At 33.4% G+C, this 15,536-nt stretch carries 17 protein-coding genes; 12 read left to right on the forward strand and 5 right to left on the reverse strand.

Annotated elements, in window-relative coordinates:
• Positions 1 to 63 precede the first annotated feature (63 nt).
• Together AB0A59_RS09765 and AB0A59_RS09770 are read right to left on the reverse strand one after the other, a co-directional pair.
• Complete coding sequence (locus AB0A59_RS09765) at positions 64 to 303, reverse strand: hypothetical protein (protein WP_458743370.1); 240 nt, start codon at positions 301 to 303, stop codon at positions 64 to 66.
• 6 nt (positions 304 to 309) lie between these two features.
• A complete protein-coding gene (locus tag AB0A59_RS09770) occupies positions 310 to 642 on the reverse strand; it encodes a hypothetical protein (RefSeq protein ID WP_458743371.1) in 333 nt (110 codons plus the stop codon).
• 483 nt (positions 643 to 1,125) lie between these two features.
• On the opposite strand from AB0A59_RS09770, the gene AB0A59_RS09775 reads away from it, so the two are divergent.
• The 6 genes from AB0A59_RS09775 (at position 1,126) to AB0A59_RS09800 (ending at position 8,854) form a co-directional block, all read left to right on the forward strand.
• The gene (locus tag AB0A59_RS09775) at positions 1,126 to 2,379 is read left to right on the forward strand and encodes a S1C family serine protease (RefSeq protein WP_458743373.1); all 1,254 of its coding nucleotides are present in this window, start codon (positions 1,126 to 1,128) and stop codon (positions 2,377 to 2,379) included.
• A gap of 196 nt (positions 2,380 to 2,575) precedes the next feature.
• A complete protein-coding gene (locus tag AB0A59_RS09780; protein ID WP_458743374.1) occupies positions 2,576 to 3,388 on the forward strand; it encodes a metal ABC transporter ATP-binding protein in 813 nt (270 codons plus the stop codon).
• Positions 3,389 to 3,910: 522 nt separating this feature from the next.
• On the forward strand, positions 3,911 to 4,510 hold the full coding sequence (locus AB0A59_RS09785) for a hypothetical protein (protein ID WP_458743376.1): 600 nt from the start codon (positions 3,911 to 3,913) through the stop codon (positions 4,508 to 4,510).
• A 301-nt stretch (positions 4,511 to 4,811) separates the two neighbouring features.
• A complete protein-coding gene (locus AB0A59_RS09790; RefSeq protein ID WP_458743377.1) occupies positions 4,812 to 5,270 on the forward strand; it encodes a hypothetical protein in 459 nt (152 codons plus the stop codon).
• A gap of 75 nt (positions 5,271 to 5,345) precedes the next feature.
• Positions 5,346 to 7,106 (forward strand): AAA family ATPase, encoded by a 1,761-nt coding sequence (locus AB0A59_RS09795; protein ID WP_458743379.1) that lies wholly within the window; start codon positions 5,346 to 5,348, stop codon positions 7,104 to 7,106.
• A gap of 5 nt (positions 7,107 to 7,111) precedes the next feature.
• On the forward strand, positions 7,112 to 8,854 hold the full coding sequence (locus AB0A59_RS09800; RefSeq protein WP_458743381.1) for a vWA domain-containing protein: 1,743 nt from the start codon (positions 7,112 to 7,114) through the stop codon (positions 8,852 to 8,854).
• An 82-nt stretch (positions 8,855 to 8,936) separates the two neighbouring features.
• Here the strand turns inward: AB0A59_RS09800 and AB0A59_RS09805 are convergent, their stop codons facing one another.
• Positions 8,937 to 10,457: a PsbP-related protein gene (locus tag AB0A59_RS09805; protein WP_458743383.1), complete on the reverse strand. Its 1,521-nt coding sequence runs from the start codon at positions 10,455 to 10,457 to the stop codon at positions 8,937 to 8,939.
• A gap of 142 nt (positions 10,458 to 10,599) precedes the next feature.
• Here AB0A59_RS09805 and AB0A59_RS09810 point away from each other — a divergent pair, with 142 nt between their 5' ends.
• The 4 genes from AB0A59_RS09810 (at position 10,600) to AB0A59_RS09825 (ending at position 13,172) form a co-directional block, all read left to right on the forward strand.
• Positions 10,600 to 11,235 carry a PH domain-containing protein gene (locus AB0A59_RS09810; protein WP_458743385.1) on the forward strand — a complete coding sequence of 212 codons (636 nt, stop codon included), beginning with the start codon at positions 10,600 to 10,602 and terminating at the stop codon, positions 11,233 to 11,235.
• 319 nt (positions 11,236 to 11,554) lie between these two features.
• On the forward strand, positions 11,555 to 11,980 hold the full coding sequence (locus tag AB0A59_RS09815; protein ID WP_458743387.1) for a hypothetical protein: 426 nt from the start codon (positions 11,555 to 11,557) through the stop codon (positions 11,978 to 11,980).
• The gene (locus AB0A59_RS09820) at positions 11,977 to 12,531 is read left to right on the forward strand and encodes a winged helix-turn-helix transcriptional regulator (protein WP_458743389.1); all 555 of its coding nucleotides are present in this window, start codon (positions 11,977 to 11,979) and stop codon (positions 12,529 to 12,531) included. The genes AB0A59_RS09815 and AB0A59_RS09820 overlap by 4 nt, the downstream gene beginning before the upstream one ends.
• A 191-nt stretch (positions 12,532 to 12,722) precedes the next feature.
• Positions 12,723 to 13,172 carry a dUTPase gene (locus AB0A59_RS09825; protein ID WP_458743391.1) on the forward strand — a complete coding sequence of 150 codons (450 nt, stop codon included), beginning with the start codon at positions 12,723 to 12,725 and terminating at the stop codon, positions 13,170 to 13,172.
• Between the two features lie 78 nt (positions 13,173 to 13,250).
• Here AB0A59_RS09825 and AB0A59_RS09830 read toward each other — a convergent pair whose 3' ends face one another.
• Positions 13,251 to 13,616 carry a hypothetical protein gene (locus tag AB0A59_RS09830; protein WP_458743393.1) on the reverse strand — a complete coding sequence of 122 codons (366 nt, stop codon included), beginning with the start codon at positions 13,614 to 13,616 and terminating at the stop codon, positions 13,251 to 13,253.
• Between the two features lie 90 nt (positions 13,617 to 13,706).
• Positions 13,707 to 13,838, reverse strand: coding sequence for a hypothetical protein (locus AB0A59_RS09835; RefSeq protein WP_458743395.1), 132 nt, complete (start codon positions 13,836 to 13,838; stop codon positions 13,707 to 13,709).
• 92 nt (positions 13,839 to 13,930) lie between these two features.
• Here AB0A59_RS09835 and AB0A59_RS09840 point away from each other — a divergent pair, with 92 nt between their 5' ends.
• Positions 13,931 to 14,581, forward strand: coding sequence for a GNAT family N-acetyltransferase (locus AB0A59_RS09840; RefSeq protein ID WP_458743396.1), 651 nt, complete (start codon positions 13,931 to 13,933; stop codon positions 14,579 to 14,581).
• Complete coding sequence (locus AB0A59_RS09845) at positions 14,578 to 15,381, forward strand: amidohydrolase family protein (RefSeq protein WP_458743398.1); 804 nt, start codon at positions 14,578 to 14,580, stop codon at positions 15,379 to 15,381. The genes AB0A59_RS09840 and AB0A59_RS09845 overlap by 4 nt, the downstream gene beginning before the upstream one ends.
• The last annotated feature ends 155 nt before the right edge of the window (positions 15,382 to 15,536 follow it).

Genomic DNA, 15,536 nt, shown 5'->3' on the forward strand with positions numbered 1-15,536 from the left:
TAAAGCCCCAATATGCTTATTGAGGTAATAACTTTTGTTAAAATAACTTGTATTTTTCTCTAGTTACCTTAGAGGTTTACCAAACTCATCATTATCCAGCGCGCCTTTAAATACATTATCATAACATGCTTCTGCGTTTTCTAATGAGAAAGTTCCATTATTGTTTGCTACACGAGTAACACAATTAAAATATCTTGTTAGTGCATTGGCTGGTTCTATAACCATTAGTTGTGCCAATATCAAAACTGAAAAAATAATACAAGATATTTTTAAGGTATTTTTTATATTTTGATTTATATTCATGCTAAATTATTCACCTCCGAATTCAATGTCTTCGCTAGCATCAGCGGATTGAGCATTTCCTAAAAGAACTTCGTTATAGCAACTTTTTACTTCGTGTTTAGTTGGTTCCTTTTCAAAGTATGAATCTTCCTCAACTCCTTTGCTTGAATCTACTTTTTCATCTATACAGTCATAAAATAATGGTAAACCGCTATCTAAGGTTTCATTTCCACTATTAATTTCTGTTAAATCTACGGCCTGAGAGTATACTTTGTCTGTATGCAGCGGGATTCCTGCAATACTTGAAAAAATAATCGTAATGGCTGAAAATAATAACGTATTAATCCAGAGATATTTCATCCTGTAAAAAGTTCGAAATAAATTATTTAACCAATTCTACAAAATGCTCCACAGGAATCCTCAAGAACAAAGTTTGTTTGATATTTCAAAGATTAATCAATCTCTCTTCCAGTAGCATTTATTATAAAATTATATTGGTGATTCTTAAAAAATTTATCCAAACTTGAATAGTGCAATTAAATGATTCAAGCTTATTTTCTTTATAATACAATAAATTAGCATAATCAGTAGCGGTTTGAGAATTCCAAATATGTGAGCTTGAATATCAATCAATATTTTATCAAAAAGCATCCAAAACGTATTCACAAATTAGCCAGTTTGGTGATAGCTTTTGGCTAATTAGGAATGCATACTAAAGTCCGGCTCTCAGTTATTGAAGATATTCCTCAAGAATGCATCACAAGACCGATATGATATAAATATAATCATGAATATAGTGACATATTGATTTTTTTGTCCAAAATGAAATGTTTCTGGTTAATTATGATTTTCTTTACAAGTTTGGTGATTATTCATGCCCCGCAAGCATTCGGTCAAAATCAAAGCCTAGAACAACATCTAGGTTTGTTTGGTAATGGAAATAATTCATTGTTAAATGACATTTTCAGTAAGGTAAAAGATTCAGTCGTCCAAATAAGTACAGAATATCAGCCAGTAGATCCTTCAAATAGGCTTTATGAATCAACAGGTAATAGCCCATTCACAATGAAGTTTGGGTCGGGATTTATTTATGACAAAGCGGGCATTATTATAACTAATTACCATGTGGTCAGCTCTGCAACCAACATAATAGTCACATTTAACAATGGTAACAGCTATACTGCCAAAGTAGTTGGTGTAGATCCTTATGGAGATATATCCGTGTTGAAATTGGATGATCCAGCAGGTGAAAAATTGATTCCAGTGACATTGTCAAACTCATCAAACTTAAAGGTAGGTGATCCGGTATTAGCTATTGGTAACCCGTATGGGCTTGATAATACTTTAACATTCGGTATTATAAGTCAAATTGGTAGATTGTTGCCAAACTCAGATTTAGGTTATTCTATTCCCAATGTAATTCAGACGGATGCTGCAATTAATCCTGGCAATTCAGGAGGACCTCTGATAGATCTTGATGGTAAAGTAGTAGGCATGAACACTGCAATATTTTCAAATACAGGAACCTATACGGGAGTAGGCTTTGCAATTCCTTCCAATGATATCAACAGAATAATACCTTCTCTAATAAAAACAGGTACATATCAGCACCCATGGTTAGGCATATCAGGATCAAAATTATCCCCCACCTTAGCTGAAATGTTCGGACTACCACCTAATTACAAGGGTGTATTAATCGATGATGTTGTGCCTGGCGGACCGGCAGACAAAGCAGGTTTGAAAGGAATGTTAATTCAAGGAAACAGATTTGGTGAGCAACAGATACTAGATAAAGATATAATAATTGCATTAGACGGCAATCCTGTTTCAAGAATTGATGACATAATTTCTTATTTAGACATATACAAGAAAGCAGGAGACAAAGTAAATCTGACTGTTAACCGCAACGGGCAGATAATAAACCTTGTTCCAACATTAGAGGCTAGACCAGATTTACCCCTACAAGATATTCAGTCACAATCTGACCCCAACTATAACGACCCCCAACCCTACAGCCCGTTTCCAAATTTCAACCTACCGCCACTTCCAGAATTTAAGCTCCCAGATTTGCCCAATTTTAATATTCCAGGTTTGTAGTATAAAGGTAAAAATGATGATATCCACATGCAAAAGATCCTAGACTAATTTTCTTATTTGGAAACTCAACTCAACACACATTCAAAAATTTTTTTATTTCATCAGAGGTTTTTTCTATATGATATCCAGCAATAAATGAAAGCAGTATTTTTACTTAAATTTATAACCTTTCATTTCTTTAATTTATGATAGAAATATGTCTGTTCAGGAGAAGGAGAGTGAGCGTGAGAATGAGCGTGAGAATGAGCGTGAGAAGGCAACTGAAAAAGCTTCAAATCCTCTTGTCAAACTAGATAACGTAAGCTACAGAAATGACTCTGAAGTTATTTTGGATAATATCTCCTTTGAAATAGACAGGGGAGATTTTTTAGGAATTATTGGACCAAATGGTGCAGGCAAAACTACTCTTTTTAAATGTCTGTTAGGATTAAACAAAGGGTTTACTGGTAACATAAGATTATTTGATAAAGACATAAGAAATCATGCAAAAGAGATTTATAAAAAGATTGGATACATCCCTCAATCAAACAGTTTTGATTCCAGGTTTCCTGCTACAGTAAAGGAAGTAATTCAATTGGGTTCTGTAGGAGGTAAGGCTTTTAATGAAAATAAAGTAAAAGAATTGATAGAATTGACAGGTATAGCAGGCTATCTTAACAAAAGGATAGGCGATCTATCAGGAGGACAACAGCAAAGGGTAATGATAACTAAGGCGTTAATTCATGAGCCAGAATTGCTGATTTTGGACGAACCAGATACAGCCATAGATGCTGCAGTATTGAAATTATTCTACAAACTTTTGACAAAACTGAACAAGGAAAGAAAAATTACCATTATTTGGTCTTCACATGATCTAGATGCTGTGAGTTTGCTTTCAAATAAAGTGGCTTGTCTTTATCGGAAACTCTTTTTTCATGGAATTTCAGAAGATTTTTTTAACAATGAAAGTAATCTCAAGACATTTGCTGAATCATCTATGCACATTCACATAAAAAGCCATTCGCACTGATTTTTTCATTTTTGCTCTTCTTTTTGTATTTGGATACCTTTGCAAAAACAGAAATAACAAGTCCGTCTGTCTTTTGGTTTGAATTTTTTTACATAAAGGTATTCAAAGTTTATGATTTGCTTGCTTAATATTTTAGCCAGCTATGGTATTTACTTTTAAGGCAACACAAAATAACGAAAATAATCATATCTACTTAGTTTTTGCAAGCAGGGTTATCTGAAAATCTAAAAAATAGGTTGAAGAATAATCAACAGATTGTTTAGTTAGGCAGGAGGATATCTTCACATATTTTGAACTAATCGCATAATCAATATTCAAAGAATTTAGTAAGATAATAAAGAATTATCTATTTATCAATACATTTCTCATCATCTTAAATTCATTTATTCATCAAAAAAAGGAAGGCGGTCAGTCTGTTCTCGTGATAATAATCTCCTTTGCCATTCTGCCTACCTAAGTAGGAACCATGATAAAAGACATAATAACAAATTTACAGTTATGATATAAGGATTTACAATAGAATTGAAAGAGAATGAAGCCTATGAGAATAAACCAAGCAAAACGAGAAGCATTACATTTAGACTTGAAAGTTCGGTTATAGAAGAATTACAATTTGAAGCTGATTACAGAGAAACATCTTTGAATGTGCTTATTAATCAGATTTTACGCAGATACTCAAACTGGGAAAGATACGAGAATAAGATTGGAATGATCCCAATTCCCAAGATAATATTATCTAGTGTGATGGACCAAGTAATCAAAACAGGTTCTGAAAATGGAATCGATGATATAGCAAAATTTAAGGAATCACTAGTAAAAGAACTTTCACAAATAGCCTTCAACTTTTTAAAGGACTCTGTTCTCCTCATAAAGAAAAATTATAATCTATTTTCAGTTTTAGAAGTGCTCGAGCAATACATGAAGGTAATAGGAATAAACTCAGATCACCGAATCGAAGATGATGGAAAACATGTTTACGTAATACAGCATAAATTAGGTGAAGTCTGGTCTTTGTTCATCAAGGAATTCCTAATTCTCATATTTGAAAATTTGGGGAAAGTTAAGGTGGATATATCAAGTACTCCTAACACCACCGTTGCGAAAGTTTTCCTAAATTCCTGATATCTCTAAATAAAAATATTATGATATTTTTTTACCAGCCTTATCAAAGCAATGAGGAGATACAAAAAATTTTCATTTGTGCTCTATATTTGGGTTGGTTGTACTGAATTATACAGGAGTATGACAATTCTAAGATAATAGTTTGAGCCACGCTGTAAAAAGTCATTTAATTAATTTATCTTTTCATGTACTCTGCCCATGATTTTCGGAGATTCTAGGAGCAAAAATTTTCTAGATAATAATGATATTTGTCAGATTTCATACATTTTGATTTTTATAGGATAAGATTTAAAAAAAATTATTGGTTTGGAGGGCATACTACCTTATCAAGAAAGACAACTACTTGAAAATTTCTACATTATTGATTTGCATATTTTCAGTTTTTGCAATAATATTAAACATTGAGGGAAGCAATTGTATTATTCAAATCAGTTCCTTACCTCAAAGTAACAATAGTTCGAACAACAATGAAGAACAAAGTAATAATAGTGAACTTAGCAATCAACAGGCAGAGAGGCAATTACAACCATTACAACAACAACAACAACAACAAAAAGAAGACGTTAGCCAATCTCAAGAGACATTGATACAGCAGCAGCGGCAGCAGCAGTCATATGAACTTCTAAAATACTGCTTTTTGGTGACTAATCTATATGTATACTCCTTATTTGGGGTCATAATAGGTTGCATAATACTAGTGCTCTGGTACGTGAGATACAAAAAAATTTGGTCTGGAAGGAAAAAAGGGTCTATTAACTAACCCGTTTTTAAAATCTAAAGTGTCAGGCTATTTGCATAGATTTTTAAATAAATGGGAACTAATTTTACACAAAGATTGTCTCGCGCAGATTCTATTCTAAAATTGGTTAAGACCTCCTATACTACAATGCCCACGTTTAAACAGGCCACTTTTTTCGGAGTTCCACATAACTATAAGGATATAAAAACTCTCAGAGACCTTTTAGAAATCAATTACAAGTATCAGCCAGTAAAGAATCAACTAAGACAGAATCTTATCGCTAAAATTAAAAATAACGAAAATCCGTTTGTAGGAATTATTGGGTTTGAGGATACAGTCATCCCAGCTATAAAGAGAGCACTCTTGGCCGGACATGACATTTTGTTTGTAGGTCACATAGGTCAGGGAAAAACCAAACTTGCTGAACTGATTTCAGAGAATCTTTTGTCACCGATCCCCATAGTTGAAGGAACTTTGACAAATGATATTCCAACCGAAATGCCTTATACCCATCTTGTCGATTTATTAAATGGAAATTCTGTGGATAAAATGCTTCCAGAATTTTATGTCTCAAAGGACTGTGAGGAAATAATAAAAAATAATGGGTTGGACACCAAATTAAAATGGTTAGACGGCAAACAAAGGTATAGATATATCCTAGCGACCCCGGACATCTCCGTTAAAGATTTAGTGGGCCAGATAGATGTTGTTAAAATTATAAAAAAGGGTATCGAAGTGTTTGACATTGATTCATATTCTCCGGGATATTTACTGCAAGCCCGATATGGAATACTATGTCTTGACGAGCTACCCGTCCTAGATCCCCGAAAACAAGTAACATTATTAAGTGTACTACAAGAAGGTAGATTTACAACCGGTGCTTATCCAGTATTTTTCAAACCGGATGTAAAAATAATTGCTACGGCAAATCCTATAGATTATACTCATTCTGGAAAGATAATCGAACCATTGGCCGATCGTTTGAAGAGCCATATTGAGACACATTATCCTAATACAATTGATGACGAAACCCTAATTCTGATTCAGGAAATGGACATGCTGAATAGAAATCAAACTTTTTTGCCCATTTTCATGCTAAAAGCGATTACCAGAATTTTCCAAAAGATTAGGAACCATCCGGATATCAATAGCGATAGGGGTGTAAGTGTAAGGTCAACTATTCATTCCTTAGAAGCGGTAATCGGTGAAGTAGAGAGAATTCGTTCTCTTATAAATAATGTCAAAACAATACCAAGGTTTTCAGATCTGCAATGCATATTTCAATCTTCAAAGTTTGAACTAGATGAAATAGAAGATACTACAGAAAACAAGACACTATTTCTAAATAATGTGATAGACGAAGTTATACAAGAGACATGTTTACATTTCTTTAACGAATTTTTCAAGCCCCAAGATCTAATATCCATTAAGAATGAGTTTAGAAACAAGTCATTTACAGTCGTTCAAAATCAATACCAACAGAAAAAGCACGACCACAACCGACACATAACTGCTCAATCGATAGATGCGGCAGAAGGAACGGATACGGCAAAAGACTCTAGCACTACTTCGATTTTATATTCAGACCAACTAAAACATCTTCCAGTAATCTCTAAGACATTAAAAGGTGTTATCGCTAAAATCAAGCAAGAACAAGATTACTTTGTTCAAAAGGCTCGTCAGAATGAGATTGACAAAAACCTTCAATATATTCAGTTTGAAAATGTGTGGAAAGATAAGGAAAACAATAACGAAGAACTCATAGCCACTTCAACCGAATTACTGTTCGAATATCTTAGGATTAGTTCCCCTCCGATTCTAGATAAAAGGGAAGACAGGTTCGAAATTAGAGAATAAATAAATTGAAAGGCTCAAAAGATAAGATAAATAGTAACAAGATCAGAACTGCTGATAATAATAATAATAATGACAATACTAACGTTCTGATTCATAATGCCATAAATCAAACTGGCCTAAACAAGACTGTCATGTATGAGAAAAGGGTCATTTATTTTTCAAGGCCCTTTGTAAATGCTGATAAGGAAGAGGATAGTAACAGGTCTGATAAGAATTTAGGAAATAGCCAAAGTCATAATTCACAACAGCAACAACAACAACTACAATCTTTATCTGACCAGGAAAAAATTCGAGCAAGAAACAACCTGTTAAAGCAGTTTTTTCCAGACATATTAAAGGCAATAGGTAACAAAGCTATCAAAGATAATCCTCCGACACTTCAAGAACTAGAATCCTATCTTCAAGAATATTTTCATGAACTAGAAAAGAAAAAGATTGAGGCGGAAAAAGCAAAGGCTCAAGACTATTTATCAAGATTTACTAACCCTACTTCATCTAGTCAGGATTCTAGTAACAAGGAACTAGGTAGATCACATTATTCAAAAGGGCAAAATGATTCGACGGCGTCAGTCACTACTGCTAATCAGAAAAACTATAGATTGAACTTTAATTTTAATGATGATAAACTTTCGGGTAACAATCTTCCAATTGTTACCGAATTGATTAGGAAAGGTTATTTGGTTGATTCAGATAAATGGCTTAACAAGAAGGGGTTTCTAAAAATAGGTCAACAGATCCTTACAGAGATAATAAAGTCTCTAAAATCAGACAAAATAGGTATGCATGAAACAAAGTTTGCTGGATATGGAAGCATGGTACAGGAAACTTCCAAAATGTATGAGTACGGAAATGAGATTTCCAACATTAATATCAACTCGACCATAAGGAACTTTGTAGAAAGACACTATGAGGATCATCGCCATGATGACCTTCATAACAGGATTGAGTTTCCATTAGATATTTCGTATGAAGATATTGAAATTTACGATACTTTGGAGGAAATTCAAGTAGCTACTGTTTATTGTATAGATTTGAGCTCAACAATGAAATATTCCTCGATGTACAATGATCTGAGCAGGATAGAGGCTTCAAAGCGTGCATTGTGGAGCTTGTTTATCTTAAATAAAAAATTCTTCCCTCTAGATTCTATTTATACGATAGGATTTGGATCCATTGCATCAAGGATTGATCCAATGGATATTCCTTTTCTAAGAACATTTGAACCTAACGCAGATTTTCTACACTACACTAACTATCAATCAGCATACAGATTTGCAAAAGCAATTTTGAAAAAAGATGGTGCAAAAAACAAAAGGATAGTGATGATAACAGATGGGCATCCCAGTGCGTGCTTTATAGATAGTAAAAATGAGAAGGATAAGATAATGAAACAAAGACCTTATTCACATTTTTATATACCTGATCGAGAGCGAATAGGTGCTCAGAATTCAGACAATAAAAGAATTAAATTTGATATTCACGATAAGCAGACCGTGTACTTGTGCTACAGGTATAGGCAGATTGATCAGTATATAGGAGAACAGACAATAAAAGAGGCAAAGAAACTGAAAAAAGATGGTATTGATCTTGACACTATAATGGTTAGTGAGGAGGATACTCTGCTAGAGTTTGTTAATGAATTGGCTAAATCTGTGGATGGAAAATCGATATACATTAACCCTAGAGACATAGATAGAGTTCTTATAAATGATTATTTATCAAATAAGAAGAAAATGATAAGAAAATAATGAAAGAATTGTTTACCTTTTTCTCTGTAAAAGAAGATCAGATATAAAAAGTTAGTACAGTACAGCACAACAAACTGCTTTTTTACCTACCGCTGCTACCACCCTGCAGCAATTCTAACATTCTTAATATATCGAGTGTTTCATTACCTTGCGAATTAGGCGCCATAAAAGAGTTTGAAGAGTCAGTTCCAAAGGAATCATTATTAGGGAAACTAAAACCCGTATCATTCCCAGCACCACCACCACCGAATAAGGCTTCAAAAGGGTTAAAAATCTTGGTATCGTTAAGAGAAGTTCCGTTGTTATTTTCGTTTAAAAACATTTGGTTTAGAAAAGAGGCATTTGTTCCGTTAGATGGAAAAAAGGACGAAAATGGCAAGTCGCTAAATGATGGAGATGAGGAAGATGAGGAAGATGGAGACTCTAGGGAGGAGAAGGATGAATTCGAAGATGGAGAGGAAAGCATTGCAAATGGACCTAACAACTGCTTAAATTCTGAGAGGTCAAAGTGATCAGTGGAATTCTTGGGGAAATTAAGCATTTCGGCAAGTCCGGAAATTGAACTTTTATTATTTAACAGAGAATTACCCATGTTAAGAGACGGATTAGAAAACGGTCCTCCATTGCAAAGATTTGCTAAAAGTTCAATGCCGCAAATGGATTGCAAATCTATAGGTGGGATAGAATTCATCATGGAAGATATGTTTGGAATATTTCCAGCAGAGGAATTCTTTAGGAGATTTTCTAGCATTGTTTTAGGCGAGCTATTTATCTCAGAAGTATTGAGCAATTTTGAAGAGTTATAAGCAAAATTGCTAGAATTTAGTGACGATAAAATCCCTTGCAGCATAGGTACTTTTTCTTTGAGCATTGCCAATCCTGTTGAATTAGTCAGCAGTTTTAGTGATTTTGACAAATTGTCCGACTCTATATTAAAAGAATAAATCATCTTGTTTGCTATTGGAAGGGAATTCTGGTAGTCAGAAGTATTTACTTCGTAGCTTAATGAATATAGTTTATCGTTAACTATTATCCCATATTCAATAGTATCAATTGTCTCATTACCAGAATAACTTCTTGTTACTAATTTATAAGCTGGATGGCCCACCAATAGTGAATCAGTCGAAGATTCAATTATAGTAACATCTTGATCTTCTTGTTGAACAGCATTAGTACGATCTTCCAAATAAGAACTCACGTTATCAGGGGAATAGAATATTGGAGGATAAAATGTTTGTACGTAAACATCAAACCATGAAATAAAAGTCTCTGGAGATAATCCGGAATCATCATCATAGGCAGGGAAAAAGCTTATCTGTTTAACTGTTTTATTAGAATTGCTTTCATCAATCAAAAAGTTAGATGGGTATTTGATCGAAACTCCCACTTCACTATTTTCATAGTTGTTGAAAATTACTGTATTATTGCTATCAGAAACAGAATTTGCCAATGTGGCTACAGATTCTTGTGCAAAAACCAAATTTGAGTTATTATTATTACCATTCAGCATATTTGTGTTAAACATTGCGCCAAATAAGGAAAATGCAAATGTCAAAACAAAAAGAGATGATGAAAAAATAATCACATGTTTGCTCTTGTTCATCAAATGGTATTGTTTTAGCACATATAAAATATTTTTCTGTATAAAATTACAATAAGAAATCATATACCTTTTTTTAAAATATGCGGATAAATAATAAGTAGAAGAAAAGGAAAAAGAGAAGGAGGAGAGAAAAAGAGGAAGAATGTCAGATAAGAAAAATAATTTTAATACAGATATAACTGATGAAGATGAGCTAGATGAAATAAAAAAAATTGCAGAGATGCTAAATGCGGATGAAAAAGTATTGGTAGTGGCCAGGCAATCAAGATTTAAACCAGGTGGATCTCAGTTTTCACCTAATGTAGTTTATGCAACTGATAGAAGAATTATATTAAGGGATCCAAGTATGCTTGGACTAAAACAAGAAATAATTGATATTCCATACAACGTTATTACAAATGCCAAAATAGAAAAAGGCTTGCTGTCTGCCTCGGTCATCTTTAATGCTCCAGGATTGTTTAACCCTAATATTCCAGGGAGGATGCCTTGGATAAAAAGATTAGAAACAGATGAGCATGGAGAAAACGGCGTTATCGATGCTATTCCCAAGAAAAAGGCAGAAGATTTAATAGAAGTGATCCGCAACGGTATCACCCAGATCAGGTCTCCCGGTTATTCTTCAGCAGGTGTTAATAATGCAACCCACATTTCTACCCCATCCCATGGTCATGTATCGCATGCCGATGAACTCAAAAAGCTTGCTGACTTGAAGGAAAAGGGCGTAATCTCAGAAGAGGAATTTAAGAGGATGAAGGAAAAGATAATCGGAAAGGAATAGAATTTTCCAACAAATAATACATACCGACTAAGATTTAGAAGAAGGTAGGAAGGTAATAAGAGAGTATATACTAGGTTGTCTCCCCACCCCTCTTCTTCCTTCCTTTATTTCTCCATCTAACTATTCTTTGTCTGCAATCACCAGGGAAAATTATTACGAATTAAAGGACAATGCTTGGGGAATGGATAGCAATCAAATAGCCCAGTTTATAGTCATATAATACGGTATCACTTCAAAGATCACTTGACGGAAGATCGTAAACTAGTTTTACCTTTGTACCAATGACCTTTTAAAGCACATTTGAATATAATATAATAAATTGCTCAAAAGAGAAAACACAGAACTTAAAACAATTTTTGGGCGTTTCTTAAGCAATAAGACCAGTTTGTTTTTGTTTTTATCAATCACTGTCACAAGTTTAGCCATATATCCAATCATTATACCACACATATCTCACCCTTCCATGATATATCACATCATCATTCACATTATTAGTTTTGATGTGGCCCTTTTTCTAACTACGATTTCATTTGTATCTTTCAAAAAGTCAAAAAGTAAAAAAATACTCCTGACAGCTCTAAGTTTCGGATTTTTGTTATTTACAGAGTTTCTATATTTGTTACAGTCAAGTAACCTTTTAGGAACATTCTACATACCTTTAATAGAGGTTGAGTTTCCGCATATATTGTTATTATTGATGCTGGGATTGTTTGCTGCAGGTGTTTTGAAGTTGGAAAGAAAATGAAATCTAGTACAGTATTAAATGAGAATGAGATAAATTCCAATGGAAATAATAGAGGTAAAATTCTCAAAATTATCAACTCTTTTCCAGGGATAAGATATAGAGATATTCTAAGATTAACAAATCTCAATAACGGCACTTTGTCACATCATTTATCCATCCTTGAAAAAAGATCAATAATAAAAATTGGTAAGACAGAAAACAGTAACATTACCAGATACTTTCCCGCCTCGACACCATCGGATGAAACCCTTATTCTAAGTTACTTGAAGATAAAGACCACTAAAGGTATAATTTTGAAGTTACTATATACCCAGGACGAAGGCGCATCGTTTAATGAGATTGTAAATCACATCAAAAAAGCCCCGTCTACTACTTCTTGGAATCTAAAAAGATTGGTTGATTCAAAAATTGTTGTAAGAAAAAGAAGTAAAGAGGTTTCATTATTTTTTCTTCTTAATAAAGAACTGGTAGAAAAACTTGTAGGCGAAAAGAACAAGACTTTACTTGATAGAAGTATTGATAATTATATATCAATTATAGACGAACTATAAAATCATTATTGTAATTTGGTGCTGAAGCAACATCTGGATTTGGACTTGAGTACAGGGCATGAGGGCTCACAAAGTACTGTATGATGCGATATCACATGATACAATATCATTTCACATCTTAGAAAGCAATACTTGAGACCGCAAAAAAAAGACAACAATAATATCATTATTTTACTTTATAGTTTTCCAGTATGCACCACTCAGCCGATAATGATGGCCCTGACAAGGTCCATGAAATTAAAGATAAATTAGAGTATCTTTTTGAGATGCAAAAGTCCTTGATAACTCAAGATTATAACAGTACAAAAAATAAAGGTCCTCAAAAGATTTCTGAAGATAATAACCCTGAAAATAAGATGAAGAAATTATATGAAATGAAAGAGCCTTTTTCCGGATACAGAATATTTATGATTTCTTCTGCACTAGTGCACGAAGCTATAGAACTTCAAAGGGAAACAAATTGGAAATGGTGGAAAAAAGATAAAATTGTAGATAACGAAAAACTTCAGGAGGAAATAATAGACCTGTGGCACTTTTTAATACAATTATCTATTGAGGCAGGGTTTGAACCACAAGTATTGATATCAAAATATATGGAAAAAAACAAAGAAAATACTGGAAGACAACTACGCGGATACTAAATACAATAACCAATGTTTTGGTCATAAAATGCAATTCTTAAGGATTAACCCAATATTTCTATTTCTTCGTACTGACCCTTAACTGCTAGCAGAAAAAGAATCTTCCTCAAATATCAGTAACCAATCACTTGTTCCAATAACGGGTAATTTTCTCACCAAAGTTTTTCCATCGTTTAGTGTGGTTTGGACGTATACATGAGAAGGCAGCTCTGCATCTTTGTTTTTTACTCTGATAAGGTCGCTCTGCAGTTTAATACCTCTTGTTCCTGGCTGAATGTTTAGTTTTCTAATGTTGCCATCTCTGTCTTGTATTTTTGAAGTTACATAACTTTGGCCGATATCAAAATCCAAACTCAATGAAATTTTGATCCTGCATTGGTTACTTTGTGGAATTTCCTCATGAAGGAGTTCCGATTCTTCATCAAAATAGATGGCTTTTTTCAATAATTTATAATGGCGGTATTTTATTTAATAAAACTTTTCATATTGAAGAAGGTTAGATGAAATCTTTTAGTTATTCTAATAGGGGCTATGCTAAATTTTATATTTGTGGTTATAAGGTATCTTTTCGTTTCCCTTTTCTTTTTTATTTTCCCTAGCCTCCTTGCCTCTCCTCTCTTCTCCTCTCTTCTCCTCTCTTCTCCTCTCTTCTGTCCTCTTAACCATCCATACTTTCATCTACATTTTCATAATTGTAACTGATTTTGCCAATCTTAATATGACATGAGATACAAATATTCATTGTGTAGAGAAAGGGCATGCAATATTCTAATATACCCGACCAAGATATCGTTATAAAGAATGTAACTTTTCAAGATATTGATAAAATAATTGAATTGCAAAAAGAATCATTTCCATCCATGTTAGAAGAAGGCAGCGTTTGGAGAGAAAAGCATCTTCAAAGTCACGTTGAAATATTTCCAGAAGGTCAATTTTGTGTTGAATTTAAGAATAAGATTATAGGTTCGTCAAGTAGTTTAATCGTAAGGTTACCCTCTGAATACGAGGTACATACATTTAGTCAAGTAAGTGGAAATAGCCTGTTTACTACTCATGACGCTAATGGTGATTCATTGTATGGTGCAGATATCTCAATTCATCCGGATTTTCGTCGATTGGGAATTGCCACTTTGTTATATGAAGCAAGAAAAGACCTTGCTATAAAATTTAATTTAAGGCGGATTATAGCAGGTGGTAGGTTGATCAATTACTGTAATTATGCAGATAGATTGCCAGCAGAAGAATATGTTCAAAAGGTTATCAGTGAACAGATCTCGGATCCAGTATTGACCTTTCAATTAAGAAATGAATTTAAATTTATAAAGATACTTCCAAACTATATCAAGGATTCTAGATCTCTAAATTATGCAACATTTATTGAATGGATAAATCCTTATTATAAAAAGTGACTCAAACCATCATCGATTGCCACGTACATGTAAACGGCTACGAGAGCTTAAAGAACCTGACTCTCCAAGAAAGAATAGAATCGCTTTCAGATACTATGCAGTCAAACAATGTAGACCAAGCTATAATTTTATCCTCATACAAAATCAATGATGAGAGACCATCTACAGGTGAAGTATTAAAATTTGTGGAAAAATATGATAAGATAAAGGTAGTTGCAGGATACTCAATTAGCAATCATGATGAAGATAGTATTACAGAATACAATGAATATCTTAAAAATGGTAAAATAAAAGGTTTAAAAATTTATCCAGGATACGAACATTACTATCCGTATGATCCGAAATATCAGAAAATAATCGACTTGTGCATAGAGTATGATGTCCCCCTAATGATACATACTGGAGATACATACACGCCCAAGGGGAAAATAAGATTTGCTCACCCCATAAATGTTGACGATGTTGCAGTTGATAACCCAGATTTAAAGATCATAATTTGTCACTTGGGAAATCCATGGTTCTTGGATTGCCAGGAGATAATTTATAAAAATAAAAATGTATATGCGGATATATCAGGATTGGTTTTGGGAGAATTTACAGAATTCTATGAAAAGTATCTAGTTCAAAAGATTACAGATTTTCTCAATTATGCTGGAGAGCCTGAATATCTACTTTATGGAACAGACTGGCCAATATCGAGTATGAAATCTTATTTGAATTTTATGTCAAAGTTAGATCTTAATCAACAGGAACGTGATTTAATTATGTTCAAAAATTCACAAAGGCTTTTTAAATTATGAATTAAGAATTATAGCCTTTATCAGCATTACGTTAGAAAACTGCCCTTATTTATTGTAATTAGGAATATTCAAGATAACTAGGATTACGGGATAACTCGATGTTTTCATTTTTACTTACTTTGCGAGTCAATACTATTTACAACAGTATATTACAG

It is taken from the genome of Candidatus Nitrosocosmicus sp. T, from assembly GCF_054408485.1.